Origin of the sequence: Rhodococcus sp. IEGM 1372, from assembly GCF_030056835.1 — a bacterium.
In the GTDB taxonomy this organism is placed as follows: Bacteria; Actinomycetota; Actinomycetes; order Mycobacteriales; family Mycobacteriaceae; genus Rhodococcoides.
Genome location: NZ_JASHKS010000004.1, coordinates 1 through 21,693, shown reverse-complemented (window position 1 = coordinate 21,693; position 21,693 = coordinate 1). Strand labels below are relative to the sequence as shown.

Sequence of the window (21,693 nt, the reverse complement as noted above, 5' to 3'; positions counted from 1 at the left end):
CAAGGTGTGGCCACCAAACATTCGCGCGAAGAGATGCTGTCCGGCGCATTGGACGCCGCCCTGGAAGGCGGCCTGAGCCGCTTGACCTTCGGCCGACTCGCGTCGCGTCTGCAGATCAGCGATCGCATGGTCGTCTACTACTTCCCCACGAAGGACGACCTCGTGACGTCCGTTCTGTCGGTGGTGGGAGACCGATTGCAGCACGTGCTGTCCGCGGCGTTCCCGACGCCGATGAACGACCACCGCTCCCTCGTCGCGGCGGCGTGGCCGGTCGTGGCAAAACCTGAATACGATCCGTTGTTCGGTCTGTATTTCGAGGCGATAGGACAAGCCACTGCAGGACTGGAGCCCTACCGGTCGGTGGCCTCACTCTTGGTGGAGGGCTGGATCGAGTGGCTCAGCAGCTTTGTCGTCGGTAGTCCGGACTACCGACGGATGGAGGCCACAGCTGCAGTGGCACTGCTCGACGGCCTGCTGCTCATGCGTCTGTTGGGAGGCAGCGATCTCGCCGCCACAGCATCGACGTCTCTGCTGCACACCGGTGGATCCACGAAGGAACGACCGAGTTCATGACGACGTCTGTTCTTCGATCGGCGACTGGAACGACCACAGATGTCCTTCGGGGTCGCGAACACTGTATTCACGAACGCCGTAGGGCATGTCGGTGGGCGGGTAGTCGATCGATGCCCCGGTTGCCGCCACGCGAGCGTGGTGGGCATCGACGTCGTCGACGAGGATCGCAAGCGATGCCGTGACCGATCCGGTTGTCAGCGGCGACACCATCCGGTGTTCGGGGGCCTCGCGGTGAAGCCACACCACACCGTCACCGGCATGCACTTCACCGTGCACCGCTCTGTCGCCGTCGTATTCGATTGGTCCGGGAGCCAGTCCGAACACGTCGACGAGGTAGGAATGGGCTGCTGCGATGTCGCGATAGACCAGCAACGTGGTGCGGCGAGTGACCGCGGGCTCGTCGGTCGACAGACCCGAGAGCAGGTCCAGCAGGGCGTCGTCGCCCGGGCGAGCACCGTGAAGGAGTCGGTCCTCCACGGCCCGAACGCGCTCTCGCACACGAGCGAGCTCGGCCATCCGTTGGTCCAGGTCGGCCAGATGCTGCCGCGTCAGGTGCAGGAGATCCGCTGCGTCCGGATCCACATCGCCCAGCGGGGTGCCCAGTTCTCGGAGCAGTCGAATCCGGTACAGCCGGTCGAGGTCACCCCCGTCGTAGCGACGCCTGCCCCCTCCGTCTCGGTCGGGAGCGAGCAAACCGAGTTCTTCGTAGTAACGCAACGTACGCTCGGTGACGCCGGTTCTACGGGCCACGTCACCGATGCCCCATGTGCTGGAATCGCTGCTGTTCATGCAGGCAACGGTAGAACCTCACGCCACGTCAGGAGCAAACTCGGCCGGTTCGGATCACACGTCTTCGAGTCGAATTCCCTTGGTTTCCTTCATGAAGAAGCAGGCGACACCGGTCAGAGCGGCCAGGAACATGATGTACACACCGAACACCCAGCCCAAGTCGAGGCCGAGGAAGAGCTGGTTGAGATACGGCGCAGTTCCGCCGAACACCGCTACCGAGAACGAATAGGCGAATCCGATTGCCTGCGTGCGGAGTCGGGTGGGAAAGCTTTCCGAGAGAGTCGAGGAAAGGATGGATGCCGGGACGGCGATGACGAGCAGCGCCACTGTCGACGGGAGCAGCAGTGACCACCATTGCGTCGAGATCATCATCGTCAGCGGGATCTGCAGCACGAACATCAGCACGGCGAAGGCGGCCAGCATCGGCCGTCGACCGATCGAATCCGAGAGACGACCGAAGAACGGCAGGGACACCAGCGCTATCAACTGAGCGACGACGAGCATCCAGTACGCGGTGTCCGGGTTCATCCCCCGCTGTGTGATGGCGAACGTCGAGACGTAGGAGGTCCAGGTGTAGTGCGCCGCAGTGATTCCCGACGTCATCCCGATCATCAGCACGATCGCCTTGACGACGGTCTTGCGTGCGATCGGTGCGTGTTCCACCTTGTTCTGCTCCGAATCGAAGACCTCGCTCTCGTCCATGTTCTTGCGCAGGTAGAGCGCGAACAACGCCAGGAGCGCTCCCAGCAGGAACGGGATACGCCAACCCCACTGGCCGACAGCCGATTCCGACAGCGTCGAGGTGATGACGCCACCGACCGTGTACGCCAGGGCAGACCCGCCGAAGATAGCGACGAACGCGACGCTTCCCCACATGCCCCGACGGTTCGGCGGTGCGATCTCGCCGACGTAAGAGTACGCCGTCGCCGACTCACCGCCGTGCGCGAATCCCTGCATGACGCGTGCGAGCAAGAGCAGCACCGAGGCCCAGGCACCGATCGCACCGTAGGTGGGCATGATGCCGATCAGCAGGCTGCCGGTCGCCATCATGAGCATCGTGGTGACGAGAACGAACTTGCGGCCCTTCTTGTCCGCGATCCGGCCGAACACGATGCCGCCGAGGGGCCGCATCAGGAATCCGACGGCGAACACTGCCAACGTCGACAGCAGTGCCGAGACCGGATCTGCCTGGCTGAACATCGCCGCCGCGATGAACGGTGCGAACACCGCGTAGGCGCTCCACTCGTACCATTCGAGAACGTTGCCTACGGTGCTGGCGAACAGCGATTTCTTCCGCGAGGAGATATCGGGTGCCGAGCGGGTATCGCGTGATGATCCGACGGTCATGGAGTGTCGCTTTCGGTCGAATGAGTTTGCACTGGAACAGGTTTGAGTGCTGCACGCCGAATCTTCCCGGTCTGGGTCTTGGGAAGTTCGTCGATGATGTGAATGACCTTCGGGCGTTTGTAGGCCGCCAGTCGGTCGCGTGCGAAATCCACCAGCGCATCCGGCGTCACCGTGGTGCCGTTGCGCAGAGATACGTAGGCCACCACCGATTCGCCCTGGTAGTCGTCGGGCCTGCCCACCACGGCGGCCTCGAACACCGCGGGATGTTCGTAGAGGGTGTCCTCGACCTCTCGGGGCCAGACCTTGTACCCCGACACGTTGATCTGATCCTTGAGTCGGTCGACGAGATACACCCATCCGCCGTCGTCGATGATCGCCACGTCTCCCGTACGAAGACGACCTTCGGGCATCGTCGACGCGGTCGCATCGGGATTGCGCCAGTAGCCCGAGACCACCTGCGGACCCGAGATCTCCAGTTCCCCCGCGATTCCCGCGGCCGTCGGCTCCCCGGAGGAGTCCAACGTACGCAACGTCACTCGCGGCAACGGCAGCCCGACGGACAGCGACCCACTGGCGGAGTCCACCGGCGCTCGGGTGCCGGGCGGCACCGCGATGACGCCCGCTGTCGTTTCGGTCATGCCGTACGCGTTGTGGATGTAGCACCCGAATGCGGACTCGAAAGCGGTGACCGTTGCGGGCGGGATGGGCGCGCCGCCGGAGTACAAGGCCTTCACCGACTCGAAGTGGGCACGCGTCGCACCTTCGGTCTCGGAGATCGCGTTGAACACCGTGATCGACCCGATGGTGTACGTGACGCGGTGCTCGACGAAGGCGTCGAGAGTGACTGCCGCATGGAAACGGTGAGCGAAGACGAGCACACAGTCGCGTATCAGAGCAACCGCCGCGTCGAGCATCGCGCCGGTGATGTGAAACAGCGGCGCGACGGCGAACACGACGTCCCCGTCGGCGAGACCGGCCTGTTCCCCGAAATCCAGAGCCGTCGCGAATGCGTTCGCATGCGAGATCTGCGCACCCTTCGGCGGTCCCGTGGTTCCGGACGTGTAGGCCAGGAGCGCGAGATCGTCCGGGTGCGGGGCGAATTCGGGAACGGTCCGGCCACGGTACAGATCGATCAGGCCCATCAGATCGTCGTCGGGTCGGGGCGTCATACGAGACGTCGAGGAGAAGACGCGCGGGTCGTTGCGAGCCTGCAGGTCCAGTCCGCTGGTGCTCACGAATAGCCGAACCGTACTACCCCGCAGTGTCGAACCGAGGGCTTCGAGATCGTGTTCGTCGCAGACGAGCGCGATCGGTTCTGCGTCGTCGATCAGTGTTCGCAGTTCGCGATTGCGGTACATCGGGTTGAGGATCAACACGACCGCCCCGATCTTCCACAGCGCGAGAAAGGTCAGAGGGTACTGCGGAATGTTCTGCAGATAGATGCCGACACGGTCGCCGCGCGTCACTCCGCGGTCGATCATGGCGGCCGCAAGGGCGTCGGATGCCTCGTCCGCCTCGCGGGCGGTGAGCACGGAGTCGAAGTACGCCAGCGCCGGCCGGTCCGGGGCGTCGGACACTCTCCTGCGCCATCCGTCGAGGACGGTCGCAGGCCCGATCGCTCTGTCGAGGGTCATGGACGGCCCTTTCGGTTGACCGGAATCTCGGCCCAGGAGGACCGACCGAACACTCGCTCGGTGATGGTGTTCACAGTGTTACGGATCACAACTTCGGTGTCAACCCGGTGCGTAGCGGCCGGTGACACCCCGGTCGACCTCTACGGTAAGCGCATGACCGCGACCCACATCTGGCGCACGTACGAGGGATCGAACCTCTCCCCAGCATTGGCGTCGGCGTTGAACACGTTCGTCGAGCAGGGGTACCACGGCACATCGGTGCGGCAGATCGCTGCAGGTGCCGGCCTGTCCGTTCCCGGCCTGTACCACCACTTTCCATCGAAGCAGGCGCTGCTGGTCGGCATCATGGACGCGTCGATGGACGAACTGCTGGATCGGACTCGATCGGCCGAGAACGAAGCAGGTCCGTTGCCGAGCGATCGGTTCGACGCGGTCGTGGAGTCCCTGCTGCTGTTCCACATTCACCGACGCGACGCCGCCTTCGTGTGTTCGACGGAGATCCGCAGCCTCGAATCCGCGAATCGCGCCGCGTACATCGCGAAGCGGGACGAGGAACAACGACTGCTCGACGCCATCGTCGTCGACGGCGTCGAGTCCGGCGTCTTCGACACTCCGCACCCGGCGGATGCCAGCCGAGCCGTCACGACGATGTGCGTCGGTGTCGCAACGTGGTATCGACCCGACGGGCCGCTGTCTCCGAGCGAGCTGGTGGCGGTGTATCTCGACATTGCCCGTCGCACGGTCGGAGCTACGACCGGGGCGCGGGAGTAGCTGCCCCGCGATCCTTGACCCGACCGAGTGATTGTGCCAACCTTCCAGTGACCGAGCGAGTGTTCGGTCGGCACCGGAATGGGAGCGCATCGTGGCCATCGATCTGACATTCGACCCCGACATCGAGAAGTTGATCGAGAGGACGCGCACGTTCACTCGCGAACACGTGCTTCCCATCGAGGACCGATTTCTGGGGAACGTCGCCGATGCCGGCGGCGACCGACTTCGCGTCGAAATGCAGGCAGCCGCCAAGGATGCCGGCGTGTTCGCCCCACATGCCCCCGTCGAATACGGCGGCCACGGTCTGTCCATGAGTGACCGCGCTCCGGTGTTCGAGGAAGCCGGTTACTCACTGTTCGGACCGATCGCTCTCAACCTCGGCGCACCCGACGAGGGCAACGTGCACATGCTCGCCCACATCGCATCGACGACGCAGAAGGAGCAGTTTCTCGCTCCCCTGGCGCGCGGTGACATGCGCTCGGCATTCGCCATGACCGAACCTGCCCCGGGTGCCGGGTCCGATCCCTCGGCCCTGACCACTGCGGCCGAGCGGGTCGACGGTGGCTGGAAGATCAACGGACACAAGTGGTTCATCACCGGTGCCGATGGTGCAGGTTTCTTCATCATCATGGCCCGTACCTCCGGTAAGCCAGGAGATCGAGGCGGCGCGACGATGTTCCTGGCCCCTGCGGACACCGCGGGGATCACGGTCGGCCGTCACATCGGCACCCTGGACAAAGCCATGATCGGCGGGCACTGCGAGGTGTTCTTCGAGAACGTGTTCGTGCCCGACGACAACGTTCTCGGGGCCGTCGACGAGGGATTCGCCTACGCCCAGGTGCGTTTGGGACCCGCCCGCATGACTCACGTGATGCGGTGGCTCGGAGCTTCCAGGCGGGCCCACGACATCGCCGTGGCTCAGGTCGCTCAGCGTGAGGGATTCGGCGGCAAGCTCGGCGATCTTGGCATGGTGCAGAAGATGGTCGCGGACAACGAGATCGACATCGCGGCCACCCGCGCGCTGCTGATCAAGGCCTGCTTCGAGCTGGATCGGGGTGGGCACGCGAGCAACGAGACCTCCATTGCCAAGACGTTCGCCGCCGAGGCGATCTTCCGCATCGTCGACCGCAGCATTCAGATGTGCGGGGGGCTCGGCGTATCGGACGATCTTCCGCTGGCGAGGCTCTCACGCGAGGTGCGTCCGTTCCGTGTGTACGACGGCCCGTCCGAGGTACACCGCTGGGCCATCGCCAAGCGGACGATCGGTGCAGCCAAGCGCGCAGCGCGGGAGGCACAGTCGTGAGCGAACTTCCGGGCATGAATCGCGATGCGCTCGAGCAGTTCCTGCGAGGGAACGGCATCGAGGTCGACGGTGAACTGTCGGTCGAGATGATCAGCGGGGGTCGCTCCAATCTCACCTACAAGGCATTCGACGACTCCTCGACATGGGTTGTTCGCCGCCCTCCCACGAGTGGGCTCACCCCCTCGGCGCACGACATGGCCCGCGAGTGGGCCGTCACGGAAGCCCTTGCATCCACCGACGTTCCGGTCGCTGGGACCATTGCGTTCGATCGGGAGGGTTCGGTGCTCGGTGCACCCATGACCGTCGTCGACTTCGTACCCGGCCGAGTCGTTCGTAGCCGCGAGGATCTTCGCGATCTGACGGACGCGCAGGTCACCGAGAACGCCGCCGAGTTGGTCCGAGTGCTCGCCAGGCTGCATGCGGTCGATCCCGACGCCGTGGGCCTCGGCAGCTTCGGCCGTCCCGACGGGTTCGTCTCGCGACAGGTCGCGACGTGGGCTCGGCAGTGGGAACGAGTCAAGACTCGTGATCTACCCGATGTCGAACGATTGCATCGCGCGCTGGAAGCAGCAGTACCGGCGGGATCTGCGTCGTCCATCGTGCACGGCGACTATCGCGTCGACAACACCATTCTCGACACCCATGACGTCGGTTCCGTTGCCGCGGTGGTGGACTGGGAGATGTCCACGCTCGGCGATCCGCTGACCGACGTGGCGCTGATGTGCATCTACCGCCAACCGGTCTTCGATGCGGTCCTCGGCGCGGACGCTGCCTGGACGAGCGATCGGTACCCCTCCGCAGCAGACCTCGCGCAACACTACGCAGTGGAATCCGGTCGAGAACTTCATGATTGGAGCTTCTACCTCGCCCTCGCCAATTTCAAACTCGGAGTGATCGGCGAGGGAATCACCTACCGTGCGGTGTCGGGCTCCGACACCGGGGCCGGTGCAGGCAAGGCCGCCGAGGCCACCGGGGAGTTCATCGCGGCCGGGCTGCGAGCACTCGCAGGAACCACCGACTGACGCGAACCCCGCTGTCAGGCAGGTTCTCTCATCACACCGACGTGGCGGACGGTGCCGGACACACCCGGAAGCTCCTGTGGCTCGGACCAGGTGTTCAGCCCGTCCGTGCTGTCGGAGTAGAAGTACTTTCGGTTGGTGTAATCGTCGTAGTACAACCGCCAGGTGCCGTCGGGCAACTCGATGACTGCCGGGCCTTCTTTCAGTGGTCCGAAATCGCGGGTCGGAACGACGGTGTACGGCCCGATCAACGACGGTGCCGTCCAGTGCTCGATCACCTTGTGGGTCTCGTTCTTGGTGAACGCGTGGTAGGTCGGCCCTACCTTGACCACCGTGGTGTCGATGTGGTCCGCTCCGATGCCGACGAACGGAACCGGGAAGCTCCACATCCGCAGCCCTGGATCCATCGCCGTCATCAGATACGGCACGAACCCGCCGCCGGTCGACAGCGAGACGATGATGCTGACGCGGTCACCCTCGACGAACCACTCGGGTGCCCACGCCTTCGTGGTGAACGGAGACAACGACGGTCCGTCCGAGAAGCCGGCCGACCCACTGAATCCGGAAGGGCTGGCAGATCCGGTTCCGGCTCCGGTGCCCGGTAGGAAAGCGCAGCAGAACGGGATCGGGAAGTTCTGCAGGAACGTCCAGTTCACGCGGTCACTGCTGCGCGCGAAGCCGATGTTCGCACCGCCGCCGGTCGTGTACGTCACGTAGTACATACCGTCGGTGTGCCGGAAGATGCTCGCGTCGCGCACCACCCCGGACGGAGGTCGGTACGCCGATGTCTGCAGTGCTGTGAAATCGGTGCCGTCGCTGGACTGGTAGACATCCATGTCTCGATCGCTGTCGTTGCTGAACGCCACCATCGTGTAGCGCCACGCGGAGGGTGCAGCGGCACCTGTACCTGCGGCGGAGAACAGCAGTCCGGCGACAGCCAGAATCACCATCGGGACGACGAACAGGAACCTACGTGCGGTCGATATCACCGAGGAAGTATGTCCGACCCGTTCGCACCATGCGTAACTTTGGTAACAGCTACAACAGATCGTTACCGATGTTGTCATGAATGCGAAATGTACTGAGTCGTGGGCTTGGCCTGGTACATCTCGTGATCGGCATCGTCGAGTATGTCCAATGCACTTCGGGTGTCGTCGCGGTCGACGGTGACGACACCGATGCTCGCCGTCACCGTCAACACCCGCCCCGCGGCGGTGATGGGAGTGGCCAGTTCGGCGCGAACGTCGTCGGCCTCGGTGCCGATGCACCGCGAAACGACCGCCACGAACTCGTCACCCCCGATGCGACCCACAAAGGCATCGGCGGGGAGAGCGCGTGTCAGTCGGTCTGCGACCACGCCCAGAACGGCGTCGCCGACAGTATGACCGTGTAGATCGTTGATGGTCTTGAAGTTGTCGAGGTCGATGAACAGCACGGCCATGGAGTCCTCGCGATCGGGCATCGCCAGTTGTTCGTCCAGGCGAGCCAGAATCAAGGGCCTGTTCGGCAGGCCGGTCAGGTCGTCGTGCGTCGCCGCATGCTCGAGCTTCATGCTCATCCGGTAGGTGTCGGTGATGTCGACGAACGTCGCCACCACTGAGGGGGTCGGATCGACCGGGGTGAGCATCGTCGCCGTCAAGGACAACCAGAAGTTCCGACCGTCTCGGCGACGTTCGACCCCGATCACCGCCTGGCAGGGCTCACCGGTTTTCCTGGTGACGGCGACCGGATGCTCGAACGGGTGAATCGGCTCTTCGTCGGTGCCGTACACCCGAAACGGAAGAACGGATGCCTGTCCTGCGGTCGCCAACCCGACCTGGATGTCGAGAATGGTCTTCGCAGCCAGGTTTGCCGATTCGATACGGCCGGTGTGATCGAGAACGACGACACCGGCCTCCAGCGATTCCACGACCGCGGTGAAATGATCCTCGACTCTGCGTACTGCGCTCTGGTCGGCGCAGACCAACACGTAGCCGTCGGGCATCTGAGCAGCCGACACGATCACCGGAAGAGCCGTCCCGTCGGCATGTCGATGGGAATCGGTCAGTCGGCCGCCGACAGCGAGAATCGAGGCCGGATCGCAGGGCACCCCGACGGCCGCCGAAACGGCAACGCCGAGCACGTCCGCTGCCGGTCGACCGTAGACCGACTCTGCAGCGGGATTCCAACTCGACACCAGACCGTCGGCGGACACACCGATGATGGCATCGCTGACGTGCTCGACCAGAGCGGCTTGCTTCTGCAGCGCCTTCTGCGCAGCCTTGTGTTCGGTGAGATCGCGAAGAATGACCTGAAACGCCGGCTCACCGTTCCACACCGTGCGCACCGATACCGCTTCCATCGCCAGTGTCGTCCCGTCGAGGGCCAGCACCGTCGCTTCCGACGCGGCGCTGGCGGTGCCGTGTGTGTCGAGCGCGGCGATCCGCGCGAGCATGGGGCCCACCGATTCGGCGGCGATGAACTTCGTGATCGGATGCCCGATGACGTCCGTTGCTGCCTCGGCACGCAGAAACCGCATCCCAGCGGGGTTGAGGTAGACGAGGATGCCCCGTCGATGGACACCGATGGCGTCCGGCGAATGTTCGACGAGAACCCGGTAGCGATCGGCGAGTCCGGGCAACGCGGGACTCGATCGGGGGTCGCCGACGCCATCACGCTCCCCTGGAGCCATGCTCGGTCCTCGCGATCGTAGACGGATGGTCAACACCCGATTGAACCACTTACAAACGTGCCGTTGGCGACCCATGTCTGTTTTGAGCTTTATGTCCGGTTTCTCGGCTGGACCTGACGCCTGTTTGCGGGGCTAAATCGAGGAGCGAGCCGAATCCGGTTCGCGTAACTCGACAAGAAACGGATTTCGACGTGAGCTCTCTCGGCATCGACATCACCGGTATCGGCGCACTGTCCGGCTACGGCTGGGGCGCAGCCGCCCTCTGGGACGGCCTGTCCACGGGCAAGGCGGCGGCCACGCTGCACCACGACCACACCCGACCGGGGCAGAACCCGGTGTGGCTGGCGAAAGTCCCCGACGGCGGGGACCAGAGCGATGGCACCAGCCGATTCGGGCGGGCACTTCGCGGGGCAGCGCGGGAGGCCATCGACGACGCGATGGCGCGGGGCTGGCAACCCGGTCGACGAGTGGGTCTGATCCACGCCGTCGTCCTGGGCGAAGTGGACGAGTGGCGCAACTTCTATCTGCACGACGGCGGCGAACGCCGGGTTCGTGACTATCTCACGCTGATGCCGTCGACTCCGGTGTCCCTACTGATGCAGGAATACGGCTTTCACGGGCCGGCCATGAACGTCTCGGCGATGTGCGCGTCGGGCAATGCAGGGCTGCTCACCGCCAAGATGTGGCTCGATACAGGTTTCGTCGACGACGTGGTGTTCGTGGCCACCGATCTGTCTCTGACTCCGGAGAACATCGACCACTTCGTGAAACTGGGCGTCGGCATCGTGGACGTGGAGCCCCAGGACGGCTGCCGACCCTTCCAGGAGGGCAGCCGCGGATTCGGAATGGGCGAGGCCGCAACGGCATTCGTTCTGTCGACGCGGAGCTCGGCCTCGTATGCGCGGGTACTGGGCGGTTCGATGACACACGACGCGTTTCATGCAACGTCGATCGACCCTGCGCTCACCCAGGTGCGAGCCTGCTTCGAGCAGGCGTTGGTCGACGCCGACGTCACTGCCCGGCAGGTGCGGTATCTCAACGCTCATGGCCCCGGCACCGCACAGTGCGATGCGGCCGAAACTACGATGTTGGAGACGGTGCTTCGATCACACGCACAGGTGTACTCGGTGAAGCCACTGACGGGACATTGCCAGGGGGCGGCCTCGGCAATCGAAACCGTATCGGCAGTCATGGGATTCGAGCGCGGACTCGTTCCGGCGGCCCCGCAGGTCTCTGATGCTCATCCCCTGCTGCTCGACGGATTCACCACCGCCGAAGCAGGATTGACCGTGAAAACGTCATTGGGAATGGGCGGACACAACTCGGTGGTGGTGTTGGCTCCGGCGTGAGCTGCACTCGTCGGTCCGGCAGCCCGCGTGGTCGCGGGCTGCCGGCTCGGCGTGCAGACTTCAGACCTGAGCTGCGTTACCGCAGATTCCGCATTCCTCGAATTCGACGCGCTTCCAGCGTGCGACCGGAACGAAGAACAGCGTGAATTGCTGATACTGCTTCATCCGCGCCCACTGGGTGGTGTTGTGGCACCGCGGACAGTTTCGAGTTGCCCCTGGGCCGATGTGTTTGCGCTTGCTGCCGAAACCGAAGAGAAGAAACATGACACCAGCCTAGGGGGCCGGACGGCGTCAACTCGCGATCATGCCGTGGGGATCGATGACGAACTTCTGTGCGACTCCGCTGTCGAATTCGCGGTAGCCGCGTGGTGCGTCGTCGAGCGAGATGACGGTGGCGTTCACTGCCTTGGCGATCGAGACTCGTTCCGTGAGAATCGCATTCATCAACTCACGGTGGTAGCTCATCACCGGGCACTGACCGGTGGCGAACGACAGCGACTTCGCCCAACCGGTGCCGAGACTCAACGACAGCGCGCCGCGCTGGGCCGCCTCGTCCACGCCACCGGGGTCTCCGGTGACGTACAGCCCGGGGATGCCGATTCCGCCGCCGGCCGTGGTGATGTCCATCAACGAGTTGAGAACCGTCGCAGGCGCTTCACGAGACGAATCTCCGCCGTGTCCACGGGCTTCGAATCCCACCGCATCGACGGCCGCGTCGACCTCGGGGACTCCGAGGATCTGGTCGATCTGATCCTGGGGAGCTCCCTTGCCCACGTCGACGGTCTCGCAACCGAACGTTCGCGCTTGGGCGAGCCTGTCCGCGTTCATGTCACCGACGATCACCACCGACGCTCCCAGTAGTTGTGCGCCGACAGCAGCGGCGAGGCCCACCGGGCCCGCACCCGCGATGTACACCGTCGCACCGGGTTTCACCCCTGCGGTCACCGCACCGTGGAACCCGGTGGGAAAGATGTCCGACAGCATGGTCAGGTCCAGAATCTTCTCCAGAGCCTGGTCACGATCGGGAAACTTGAGCAGATTGAAATCTGCGTACGGTGCCATGACGTATTCGGCTTGGCCGCCGACCCAACCGCCCATGTCCACGTAGCCGAATGCCGAGCCCGGTCGATCGGGGTTGACGTTGAGACAGATTCCGGTCTTGCGCTCCTTGCAGTTACGACACCGGCCGCAGGCGATGTTGAACGGTACGGAGCAGATGTCACCGACCTTCAGAAACTCGACGTCTCTACCGACCTCGACGATCTCACCGGTGATCTCGTGACCGAGCACGAGCCCCTCGGGTGCAGTGGTTCGCCCGCGAACCATGTGCTGATCACTACCGCAGATGTTGGTCGAGACAACCTTGAGGATCACTCCGTGCTCGCACTTGCGGCCGATGTTCGCCGGGTTCACTCCGGGGCCGTCGGTCAACTCCAGCCCGGGGTAGGCGATGTCCTGGACCTCCACCTTGCCCGGTCCTGCGTACGTCACTGCGCGGTTGTCTGCCATGAGTTCTCCTCTTCGTCGAGTGAGTTGTGTGCTCATCGAGCCGAGATCATCGATTCGATCGCATCTGTGGCCTGCCTCACACCAGTATGCACAGTTGCGAATAGGTGCGTTGACGAGAAACTCGAATCGGCGCGAGTGAACGCTCTCGCCTCGCACTCGATGTACCGATGCATTCCACACACTTGACTCGACCGATGTTAGCGCTCACACTATGTTGCACACGTCACAGCGAGTGGCACCGCGAAGGAGTTCTGCATGCCGGTTGACCAGTACACGGTAGGTGTCGATTTCGGCACCCTGTCCGGACGCGCCGTCGTCGTTCGCGTGTCCGACGGTGCCGAAATTGCCTCGGCAGTCCACGATTACCGACACGCGGTGCTCGAGGAGACGCTGCCCGGAGGCACGGTCCGGTTGCCCGACGCGTGGGCACTACAGGTGCCCGACGACTATCGCGACGTCCTGCGCCGCGCGGTGCCTGCCGCTCTGGCGGCCGCGGGCATCGAACCCGACCAGGTCGTCGGCATCGGTACCGACTTCACCGCGTGCACCATGGTGCCCACCTACGCCGACGGCACCCCGCTGTGTGAGGATCCGCGCTTCGCCGATCGACCGCACTCGTACGTGAAATTGTGGAAACACCATGCAGCACAGGGACAGGCGGACCGCATCAACGACCTGGCAGAACAGCGCGGCGAAAGTTGGCTCCCTCGCTACGGCGGACTGATCTCCTCGGAATGGGAGTTCGCCAAGGCGCTGCAGATCCACGAAGAAGACGCCGAGATCTACGACGCGATGGACCGATGGGTCGAAGCGGCCGATTGGATCGTCTGGCAGCTCTGCGGACACTACGTGCGCAATGCGTGCACTGCCGGATACAAGGGCATCTATCAGGACGGGCACTACCCGTCCGCGGACTTTCTAAGCGAGCTGGCACCGGGCTTCGGTTCCTTCATCGCCGACAAACTCGATCAGCCGTTGGGCGAGTTGGGCTCTCGCGCAAATACGTTGACCGCCGAGGCCGCGCACTGGACCGGGCTGCCCGAGGGCATCGCCGTCGCGGTCGGCAACGTCGACGCGCACGTGACGGCCCCCGCGGCCGGAGCGGTGGAACCGGGCCGGATGGTGGCCATCATGGGGACCTCGACCTGCCACGTGATGAGCTCGACCGTCCTGAAGGAAGTTCCCGGCATGTGCGGGGTGGTGGACGGTGGAATCGTCGCGGGATCATTCGGCTACGAAGCCGGACAGAGCGGCGTCGGCGACATCTTCGGATGGTTCACCCGGACCTCGGTTCCCGCGTCGTACAGCGAGGCGGCGGAAGCGGCAGGTGAGTCGGTACACGAGCACCTGACTCGCCTCGCGCAGACGCAGGACGTGGGTGAGCACGGGCTCGTCGCGCTCGACTGGCACAGCGGAAACCGATCGGTCCTGGTCGATCACGAGCTCTCCGGGTTGGTCATCGGAACCACGCTGGCGACGCGGCCCGAGGACACCTACCGCGCGCTGCTCGAGGCAACGGCGTTCGGAACTCGCGTCATCGTGGAGACGTTCCGCGACAGCGGCGTTCCGGTCGAGGAGTTCGTGGTGGCAGGAGGGTTGGCACGCAACCCGCTCCTGATGCAGATATACGCCGACGTGCTGCGAATGCCGTTGTCGGTCATAGCTTCTGCACAGGGACCGGCACTGGGATCGGCCATCCATGCCGCGGTGGCAGCCGGGTGCTATCCCGATGTACCCGTCGCGGCGAAATCGATGGGCAAGGTACGTCGCGGCGCATTCGTGCCCGACGAATCGCGCTCGGCGGCCTACGATTCCCTGTTCGAGATCTATCTGGAGTTACACGATCGATTCGGCCGAGACGTGCCGACCATGCGCCGACTGCGGGCGCTTCGACGTGACGCACTGACTCGAAAGGGGGACGCGTCATGACGGTCGTCGACGATGTGCGCGAGGTCATCGAGGAAGTGCGTCGTGACGTGTGTACGTTGCACGCCGAGTTGGTGCGCTACGGACTGGTGGTCTGGACGGCAGGCAACGTCTCGGCGAGGGTCCCCGGCCGGGACCTCATGGTCATCAAGCCCAGCGGAGTCTCCTACGACGACCTCACGCCCGGCAACATGGTGGTGTGCGATCTGTACGGCAGGGTGGTCGAGGGTGACCATGCACCCTCCTCGGACACCGAGGCGCAGGCCTATGTCTACCGGCATCTCGACCACATCGGCGGTGTGGTGCACACACATTCGCCGTACGCGGTGGCGTGGGCGGCCCGAGGAGAACCCATCCCTGTGGTCACCACCATGTGCGCGGACGAGTTCGGCGGAGACATTCCGGTCGGCCCCTTCGCCGTCATCGGCGACGACTCGATCGGACGCGGCATCGTCGATACCCTCGCCGACAGTCGATCTCCGGCGATCCTCATGCAGAACCACGGTGTCTTCGCGGTCGGCCCATCCGCCCGATCTGCGGTGAAAGCCGCGGTCATGTGCGAGGACGTCGCGAGGTCGGTACACCTGGCTTGTCAACTGGGACAGCCTCTTCCCATTCCGAGCTCGAAGGTCGACGCACTCTACGACCGCTATCAGAACGTCTACGGCCAGCGCTGACCGGCGCGCCCGATCTTCTCTCCACGGAGGTACTCCCATGTCCGAAATTTGGTTTCTCACCGGCAGCCAAAGCCTCTACGGCCCCGAGACCCTCGAGCAGGTAGCAGTTCAGTCTCGCGAGATCGCAGACAAACTCGATGCGGCACTGCCCATCTCGGTGGTCTGGAAGCCGGTGCTGCTCGACGCGTCGTCGATCCTGCGCTGCATGCGCGAGGCGAACGCCGCCGACGAATGTGTGGGCGTCGTGACCTGGATGCACACCTTCTCCCCCGCCAAGATGTGGATTGCCGGCCTCGACGCGTTGGACGTCCCGCTGCTGCACCTGCACACGCAGGCCGGAATGTCGTTGCCGTGGTCGACGATCGACATGGAGTTCATGAATCTCAATCAGGCCGCCCACGGCGACCGCGAGTTCGGACACGTCGAATCTCGGGTGGGTGTTCTGCGCACGATCGTGGCAGGCCACGTCGACAACCCCGCGGTGATCGAGCGTGCGGAGCAGTGGGTGCGAGCAGCTCTCGGCCGCGCGGAGTTGAAGTCACTGTGCCTGGCACGTTTCGGCGACAACATGCGCGACGTCGCAGTGACGGAGGGCGACAAGGTCGAAGCCCAACTGCGATTCGGAGTCTCCGTCAACACGTACGGCGTCAACGATCTGGTCGAGGTCGTGGACGGCGTGAGCGATTCGGCCGTGTCCGACCTGATCGACGAATACCGGTCGTCGTACGACATCGCACCGAGTCTCGACAAGGGTGGTGACCGCCACGAATCGCTCCGCTACGGTGCCCGGGTCGAGGCCGGGCTGCGGAAGTTCCTCACCGACGGTGGATTCACGGCCTTCACCACGAACTTCGAGGATCTCGGTGGGCTTCGCCAGTTGCCAGGACTCGCGGTGCAGCGCCTGATGGCCGACGGGTACGGGTTCGGCGGTGAGGGCGACTGGAAGACCTCGATGTTGTTGCGCGCCATGAAGGTGATGGCCGAGGGACTCGACGGTGGAACGTCGTTCATGGAGGACTACACCTACAACCTCGTCCCGGGGGCCGAGAAGATCCTCGGCGCACACATGCTCGAAGTGTGCCCGTCGATCACGACCTCGCGGCCCACGCTCGAGATCCATCCGCTCTCCATCGGCGGCCGCGAAGACCCGGTGCGCCTGCGCTTCACCGCCGATCCCGGCCACGGCGTCGTCGTCGGACTCTCGGATGTCGGTGAACGATTCCGATTGACGGCCAACGTGATCGACGTCGTCGAGCCCGACGAGGCGCTACCGAATCTGCCGGTGGCCTGCGCTGTGTGGGAACCGCAGCCCTCACTGTCGGTATCGGCCGAGTCGTGGCTGACCGCAGGGGCACCCCACCACACGGTTCTCAGTACCGCGATCGGCCTGCCCGTGCTGGAGGCATTCTCGGACATGATCGGCGTCGAGCTGCTCACCATCGACTCCGAAACCACCACACGAGGATTCCAACAGACACTGCGATGGAACGCGGCATACCACCGACTCGCGGCGAAGTTGTGAGGTCGTTGCTCCGGCCGCCGGCTCACCCGTGACGTCTTCGGTATTCCTGTTCGGCTCCGGGGTGGAGGGGGATGCTTCCGGTCATGACCAATGACCGCGCGTCGAGAAATTGGCTGCCGATCGCCTGACCGGGTACCAGCGCGGACGACTGATCGAGAAGCACACTCACCAGTGCAGCGACCACGCGGTCCGGCACGTCCGGATGTGCCAGCAGAAGATTTGGAATACCGACGGTGGTGACCTCCGGATGCTCGCCGTACACGTTCGGCGGTACCAGCACCGCCTCGTACGCGGTACCGAATTCGCGTCTGAGATCGGCGACGACGGCACCCAGATCGAGCAGACGAATCGCGGCTCGCGGCTGGGCAAATGCCGGAGTCGGCAACCCGCCCGCCCACATCACGGCGTCGACTTCGTTGGCCGTCAACGCATCTGCCGCGGAGCTCATCGACAGCTGAACCTGATCGACAGCACCGCCTTCCGCCACACCCGCTGCACGGAGGACTCGCTGCGACACTTCGGTGGCACCGGATCCCGGGGCACCGATGCTCACCTTTCTCCCTCGCAGACCGTCCATGGACTCGATATCCGAGTCCGCTCGTACAGCCACTTGGAAGTAGTTCTCGTAGACGCACCCGACCGCCGCCAGCTCTCCGCTCGGATGGCTGTAGGCGGCGTCCATGAGCGTCAGGGCCAGCTCGGCCTGCCGTGAACCCAACGCCTCGAGGTTGTCGACGGAGCCGGCCGTCGTGAGTGGAACGACCTCGGCGACATCGGTGTTCGCGGCAGCGTCGGACAGCAATCCGGCGAACTCCCAGAAGAAGCCGCCGACCTCGCCTGCCGCGAGGCGCAGCTGCATCGGCGGGTCCGAGGCGCAGCCACCCACGACGGCAGTGCTCAGGGCCAACAGACCGGCCTGCAGCGCCGTTCTACGTGAGAACGACGCTGCAGGCTCGGCCATGCCAGTCACTGTAAGGCGTAGCCGGTCACTGGAACGCTCGACCCTGCTCTCGGTCGAGCACGGTCTCGGACTTGTTGCGCAGTACGAAGATGTACACCAGCAGCGAGATGGCGATCACGACCGTCACGTACAGAATGAACCAACCCACGTGCCCACCGTTCTTCGCGGCTTGATAGATCAGTGGTGCCGTGCCACCGAAGGCCGAGTTCGCGAGTGCGTACCCCAAGCCGACGCCGAGTGCGCGGACGTGCGAGGGGAACAGCTCCGCTTTGACGATCGCATTGATCGAGGTGTATCCGGTGAGGATGACGTAGCCGACGCACACCAGGGCAAGTGACTGCACCACCGACGTCGCCGTCGGAAGGTACGTGATGAGTACGTAGGTGTACAGCACGCCTCCGATGCCGAAGAAGACGAGCAGCGGCTTGCGACCCACCTTGTCGCTGATCATTCCGCCGATGGGCTGCAGCAGCATGAGGAAGACCAGACCGGCGAGGTTGATCCAGGTACCGGTCATCCCCCGGTCCTCGTATGCGGTCTTGACCATCGAGGGTGCATTGACGCTGTAGGTGTAGAACGCGATGGTGCCACCGGCCGTCACCATGAAGCAGATCAGCAACGCCCGCCAGTGGTTGGCGACCAATTCCTTCAAGGAGCCGGAGGCTTTGTCCGCACCGCTGCGCACTGCATCGAGTTGATCCTCGGTCAAGGATTCGTCCATGCTGCGGCGGAGCCAGAAGACCACCACTGCCGCGACTCCGCCGATGAAGAAGGCTATGCGCCAACCGAAGTCCTCGATCTGCTCGCGCTCGAGGAACACCTGCATCAGCAGCAGAGTCACCTGTGCGAGTACATACCCACCGACGAGGGTGACGTACTGGAACGACGAGAAGAATCCCCGACGCTCACGGGTGGCGGCCTCGGGCATGTACGTCGCCGACGCACCGTACTCACCGCCGGTGGCGAAGCCCTGAACGAGACGGCACAGGATCAGGATCACGGCGGCCCAGACGCCGATGCTCTCCCGTCCCGGAGTGAGCGCGATGACCAGCGAGCACGCGGCCATCATCGAGACACTGAACGTCAGCGCAGCCCTGCGCCCGTTGCGGTCCGCGTAGCGGCCGAAGAACCACGACCCGACCGGGCGCATCAAGAACGTGACCGCAAAGATCCCGTACACGTAGATGGTGGAATTCTTGTCGGCGGAGTCGAAGAACTGATTCTCGAAATACGTCGCGAAGACGGTGTAGACGTACACGTCGTACCACTCGACCAGGTTTCCGGACGACCCCCGCAACGTGTTGAAGACGGCACGGCGGGTGGCAGCGCGCGAGGAGACGGGTGGACTCGGGAGCGTCGAACCGGTGAGCGAGGTGGCCTCGTTGGCCATGGTTTGGTCCTTCCACATTCAGCGGGCAATTGGGCTGCCGGGCAACGATCGGCAACCGAAGCCTCCCTACTGTGACGGCAAGCACAACCTGGAACCAAGCCGTTTCGGATTTCCTAACACTCCCTTAGGAAACGCCCCTCGGAAGCCGCAGCTCGATCCGAAGCCCCACTGGTCGACCCGCCATGACTCGAAGTGATCCACCGGCTCGCTCGGTCAGGGCGTGGACGATCGACAGACCGAGACCGGTACCGTCGCCGTGCGCACCCGACGCTCGATAGAACCGGTCGACGACCTTGGCGAGCTCCTCTGCGGGCACACCGGGTCCGTTGTCGGACAACCACATCGTGACGTCCGCGTCTCCGGTTCGGTAGCCGACCTCGATGCCGGCACCGGCGCCGGCGTACTTGGTTGCATTGCTCAGCAGAGCGTCGAGAATTCGAGTCAGGTCGTCCTCGGACATGGCAACGCGACACTCCGTGTCGGCTTCCGGCTCCGAGACGTGCACGGTCATGTCGGCCACGGCTATCGAGGCCGACCAGAATCCGACTCGATCGGCGACGACCGCAGCGAGGTCACACCCTGGGGATCGAGTGGTCGTCGGGGTTTCGGCAGCTGCGAGAACGAGCAGGTCTTCCACAACGGAGCTCAGACGATCGACCTCGAGCGTGGTCCGCAGGTGCGCATCGGTTGCCGAATCCGGAACCCGCATTCCCAGAACATCCATCCGAATTCGCAACGCTGCCAGTGGGTTCCGGAGAGCATGGGCGGTGTCGGCCACCAATCGGCGTTGCGCAGCGGTGGCGGCCTCGACGTCGTCGGCCATTGCCTCGAAGGCACTGGACAGCTCACGCACCTCCGGTGGCCCGACATAGGGCACCGGTTCGAGTCGTTGCGAACCTTCGATCGACGCCTGATCGTGGAACTTGTCGCCGAACGAGTGGACTCGCGAGGACAATGCGGTGAGCGGACGAACGACCCAGCGCGACAACGCAACAGCGATCACCGCGACCGTTGCGAGAATCAGCATGGCACCGACGGCGATGACCACCCAAGTGATCGCGACGTCCCTGCGCGCAGAATCGGTGGACGCCTCGAGCACCACTGCGCCGTCCACTTGGGTGCCCCCACCGACCGGTGCGGCAATCAACACCGAGGAATCCGACCACGGCGTCAGACTCGACGGTAGGTCACCACGCTGATTGCGCAACGCTCCTGCCACCGCCTGCTGGACCTCGTCGCGCTGCAGGTCCAGGCCGGACACAGCGCGTGCCTCTCCGGTGCGGTCGACGACCGCAACGCCCTCCTCGTACAGATTGTTATAGCGCTGCACCGATTCTCGGATACGGGCCACGCCGGATTCGTCTTCTCGTGAGCTGAGTTCGGCAAAGAACGATGCTGCCGCGGCCCTGTTCTCGCCGAACCGTTGGGCCCGTTCGCGACCGACCAGGAGCGCGAGAGGAACCGACAGCGCAAGCACGACGACGGTGGAGTAGATCATCAACACCAACAGGACACGCCGTCGCACGTCAGGTGTCCCAGCGGTAGCCGAAGCCGCGGATGGTGACGATTGCGCCCGGGCGATCGAGCTTGGAACGCAACGCCGTCATATGGACGTCGAGAGTTCGTGAGATCGCGACGTAGGCGTCGCCCCAGATGGCGTCCATCAACTGTTCCCGGCTCACCGCTTCGCCGCGACGCGTCACGAGATGCGCCAACAGGTCGAACTCCTTGGTAGTCAGTGCAACAGCGCGTCCACCGACTTCCACGGCACGCCCGGAGAGATCGACGACGACGTCCCCGAGTGTCAGCCTGTCCGCCGCGGGTCCCGTCGCCGAACTTCGACGATGTGCGGCCACCTCGAGTCTCGCGTGTAGTTCACCCAATCGAGCAGGCTTGACGACGTAGTCGTCTGCGCCGCCGCGCAGAGCACGTACCACCGAGCGCTCGTCGTCCCGCGCCGTCAGCACCACCACCGGAACCGAACTCAGTGTCCGGAGCTTCCGCAGAACCTCGAGGCCGTCCATGTCGGGCAGCCCGAGATCGAGCAGCACGACGTCCATGTCGTGGTAGCCGAGCAGGGCGTCGGCGCCGCGGCGCATACGGACAGGCGTGTGCCCCACCTCGGTCAACGCGTCCACCAACGCGTCGCCGAGTCCGTCGTCGTCTTCCACCACCGCTATTCGCATCGAACTCAAGAGGGACTGTCTGAATAACGGTTGATCCGGTCCTTGGTTCGACACGCCGAGCTCAGC

At 64.3% G+C, this 21,693-nt stretch carries 19 protein-coding genes; 8 read left to right on the top strand and 11 right to left on the bottom strand.

Features of this window, described 5'->3' with window-relative positions:
* Positions 1–6 precede the first annotated feature (6 nt).
* A complete protein-coding gene (locus QM590_RS06580) occupies positions 7–573 on the top strand; it encodes a TetR/AcrR family transcriptional regulator (protein ID WP_269594262.1) in 567 nt (188 codons plus the stop codon).
* Here QM590_RS06580 and QM590_RS06575 read toward each other — a convergent pair.
* Genes QM590_RS06575 through QM590_RS06565 form a run of 3 tightly spaced genes read right to left on the bottom strand, consistent with a single transcriptional unit; the run spans position 568 to position 4,343 of the window.
* Positions 568–1,362, bottom strand: a complete 795-nt coding sequence (locus tag QM590_RS06575; RefSeq protein WP_269594261.1) for a MerR family transcriptional regulator — start codon at positions 1,360–1,362, stop codon at positions 568–570. The two genes, QM590_RS06580 and QM590_RS06575, sit on opposite strands and share 6 nt — an antisense overlap.
* A gap of 54 nt (positions 1,363–1,416) precedes the next feature.
* Positions 1,417–2,709: an MFS transporter gene (locus QM590_RS06570; RefSeq protein ID WP_269594260.1), complete on the bottom strand. Its 1,293-nt coding sequence runs from the start codon at positions 2,707–2,709 to the stop codon at positions 1,417–1,419.
* A complete protein-coding gene (locus QM590_RS06565; RefSeq protein ID WP_269594259.1) occupies positions 2,706–4,343 on the bottom strand; it encodes a class I adenylate-forming enzyme family protein in 1,638 nt (545 codons plus the stop codon). The genes QM590_RS06570 and QM590_RS06565 overlap by 4 nt, the downstream gene beginning before the upstream one ends.
* A 153-nt stretch (positions 4,344–4,496) precedes the next feature.
* Here QM590_RS06565 and QM590_RS06560 point away from each other — a divergent pair, with 153 nt between their 5' ends.
* The 3 genes from QM590_RS06560 (at position 4,497) to QM590_RS06550 (ending at position 7,439) form a co-directional block, all read left to right on the top strand.
* The gene (locus tag QM590_RS06560) at positions 4,497–5,114 is read left to right on the top strand and encodes a TetR/AcrR family transcriptional regulator (RefSeq protein ID WP_269594258.1); all 618 of its coding nucleotides are present in this window, start codon (positions 4,497–4,499) and stop codon (positions 5,112–5,114) included.
* Positions 5,115–5,205: 91 nt separating this feature from the next.
* Positions 5,206–6,417 carry an acyl-CoA dehydrogenase family protein gene (locus QM590_RS06555; protein ID WP_094671447.1) on the top strand — a complete coding sequence of 404 codons (1,212 nt, stop codon included), beginning with the start codon at positions 5,206–5,208 and terminating at the stop codon, positions 6,415–6,417.
* Positions 6,414–7,439 (top strand): phosphotransferase family protein, encoded by a 1,026-nt coding sequence (locus tag QM590_RS06550; protein WP_269594257.1) that lies wholly within the window; start codon positions 6,414–6,416, stop codon positions 7,437–7,439. Before QM590_RS06555 ends, QM590_RS06550 begins: the two co-directional genes overlap by 4 nt.
* Positions 7,440–7,453: 14 nt before the next feature.
* Here QM590_RS06550 and QM590_RS06545 read toward each other — a convergent pair whose 3' ends face one another.
* Positions 7,454–8,386, bottom strand: a complete 933-nt coding sequence (locus QM590_RS06545) for a glycoside hydrolase family protein (RefSeq protein WP_269594446.1) — start codon at positions 8,384–8,386, stop codon at positions 7,454–7,456.
* A gap of 113 nt (positions 8,387–8,499) precedes the next feature.
* Complete coding sequence (locus QM590_RS06540) at positions 8,500–10,107, bottom strand: sensor domain-containing protein (RefSeq protein WP_269594256.1); 1,608 nt, start codon at positions 10,105–10,107, stop codon at positions 8,500–8,502.
* 191 nt (positions 10,108–10,298) lie between these two features.
* Here QM590_RS06540 and QM590_RS06535 point away from each other — a divergent pair, with 191 nt between their 5' ends.
* Positions 10,299–11,456, top strand: a complete 1,158-nt coding sequence (locus QM590_RS06535) for a beta-ketoacyl synthase N-terminal-like domain-containing protein (RefSeq protein ID WP_269594255.1) — start codon at positions 10,299–10,301, stop codon at positions 11,454–11,456.
* A gap of 60 nt (positions 11,457–11,516) precedes the next feature.
* On the opposite strand, the gene QM590_RS06530 is transcribed toward QM590_RS06535, so the two are convergent.
* Both QM590_RS06530 and fdhA read right to left on the bottom strand, forming a co-directional pair.
* Positions 11,517–11,720, bottom strand: a complete 204-nt coding sequence (locus QM590_RS06530; protein WP_068046830.1) for a zinc-ribbon domain-containing protein — start codon at positions 11,718–11,720, stop codon at positions 11,517–11,519.
* 27 nt (positions 11,721–11,747) lie between these two features.
* Positions 11,748–12,965 (bottom strand): formaldehyde dehydrogenase, glutathione-independent, encoded by a 1,218-nt coding sequence (gene fdhA / locus QM590_RS06525; protein WP_269594254.1) that lies wholly within the window; start codon positions 12,963–12,965, stop codon positions 11,748–11,750.
* 255 nt (positions 12,966–13,220) lie between these two features.
* On the opposite strand from fdhA, the gene araB reads away from it, so the two are divergent.
* From araB to araA, 3 genes are read left to right on the top strand one after another with little or no spacing between them, the layout of a single operon-like run.
* Positions 13,221–14,894, top strand: coding sequence for a ribulokinase (gene araB / locus QM590_RS06520; RefSeq protein WP_269594253.1), 1,674 nt, complete (start codon positions 13,221–13,223; stop codon positions 14,892–14,894).
* A complete protein-coding gene (locus tag QM590_RS06515) occupies positions 14,891–15,568 on the top strand; it encodes an L-ribulose-5-phosphate 4-epimerase (protein ID WP_269594252.1) in 678 nt (225 codons plus the stop codon). The genes araB and QM590_RS06515 overlap by 4 nt, the downstream gene beginning before the upstream one ends.
* Positions 15,569–15,605: 37 nt before the next feature.
* Complete coding sequence (gene araA, locus QM590_RS06510) at positions 15,606–17,090, top strand: L-arabinose isomerase (RefSeq protein WP_269594251.1); 1,485 nt, start codon at positions 15,606–15,608, stop codon at positions 17,088–17,090.
* A 22-nt stretch (positions 17,091–17,112) separates the two neighbouring features.
* Here the strand turns inward: araA and QM590_RS06505 are convergent, their stop codons facing one another.
* The 4 genes from QM590_RS06505 to QM590_RS06490 form a co-directional block, all read right to left on the bottom strand.
* Complete coding sequence (locus QM590_RS06505; RefSeq protein WP_269594250.1) at positions 17,113–18,051, bottom strand: TAXI family TRAP transporter solute-binding subunit; 939 nt, start codon at positions 18,049–18,051, stop codon at positions 17,113–17,115.
* Between the two features lie 25 nt (positions 18,052–18,076).
* Complete coding sequence (locus QM590_RS06500; RefSeq protein WP_269594249.1) at positions 18,077–19,441, bottom strand: MFS transporter; 1,365 nt, start codon at positions 19,439–19,441, stop codon at positions 18,077–18,079.
* Positions 19,442–19,565: 124 nt separating this feature from the next.
* Complete coding sequence (locus QM590_RS06495; RefSeq protein ID WP_269594248.1) at positions 19,566–20,966, bottom strand: sensor histidine kinase; 1,401 nt, start codon at positions 20,964–20,966, stop codon at positions 19,566–19,568.
* A gap of 1 nt (position 20,967) precedes the next feature.
* Positions 20,968–21,627 (bottom strand): response regulator transcription factor, encoded by a 660-nt coding sequence (locus QM590_RS06490; RefSeq protein ID WP_269594445.1) that lies wholly within the window; start codon positions 21,625–21,627, stop codon positions 20,968–20,970.
* Positions 21,628–21,693 lie beyond the last annotated feature (66 nt).

Excerpts from the sequence above, each read along its gene's own strand:
- QM590_RS06530 (WP_068046830.1), bottom strand. The coding sequence starts at position 11,720 with ATGTTTCTTCTCTTCGGTTTCGGCAGCAAGCGCAAACACATCGGCCCA.
- QM590_RS06515 (WP_269594252.1), top strand. The coding sequence starts at position 14,891 with ATGACGGTCGTCGACGATGTGCGCGAGGTCATCGAGGAAGTGCGTCGT.
- QM590_RS06560 (WP_269594258.1), top strand. The coding sequence starts at position 4,497 with ATGACCGCGACCCACATCTGGCGCACGTACGAGGGATCGAACCTCTCC.
- QM590_RS06545 (WP_269594446.1), bottom strand. The coding sequence starts at position 8,386 with ATGGTGATTCTGGCTGTCGCCGGACTGCTGTTCTCCGCCGCAGGTACA.
- QM590_RS06565 (WP_269594259.1), bottom strand. The coding sequence starts at position 4,343 with ATGACCCTCGACAGAGCGATCGGGCCTGCGACCGTCCTCGACGGATGG.
- QM590_RS06490 (WP_269594445.1), bottom strand. The coding sequence starts at position 21,627 with ATGCGAATAGCGGTGGTGGAAGACGACGACGGACTCGGCGACGCGTTG.
- QM590_RS06575 (WP_269594261.1), bottom strand. The coding sequence starts at position 1,362 with ATGAACAGCAGCGATTCCAGCACATGGGGCATCGGTGACGTGGCCCGT.
- QM590_RS06505 (WP_269594250.1), bottom strand. The coding sequence starts at position 18,051 with ATGGCCGAGCCTGCAGCGTCGTTCTCACGTAGAACGGCGCTGCAGGCC.
- QM590_RS06540 (WP_269594256.1), bottom strand. The coding sequence starts at position 10,107 with ATGGCTCCAGGGGAGCGTGATGGCGTCGGCGACCCCCGATCGAGTCCC.
- fdhA (WP_269594254.1), bottom strand. The coding sequence starts at position 12,965 with ATGGCAGACAACCGCGCAGTGACGTACGCAGGACCGGGCAAGGTGGAG.
- araB (WP_269594253.1), top strand. The coding sequence starts at position 13,221 with ATGCCGGTTGACCAGTACACGGTAGGTGTCGATTTCGGCACCCTGTCC.
- QM590_RS06500 (WP_269594249.1), bottom strand. The coding sequence starts at position 19,441 with ATGGCCAACGAGGCCACCTCGCTCACCGGTTCGACGCTCCCGAGTCCA.
- QM590_RS06570 (WP_269594260.1), bottom strand. The coding sequence starts at position 2,709 with ATGACCGTCGGATCATCACGCGATACCCGCTCGGCACCCGATATCTCC.
- araA (WP_269594251.1), top strand. The coding sequence starts at position 15,606 with ATGTCCGAAATTTGGTTTCTCACCGGCAGCCAAAGCCTCTACGGCCCC.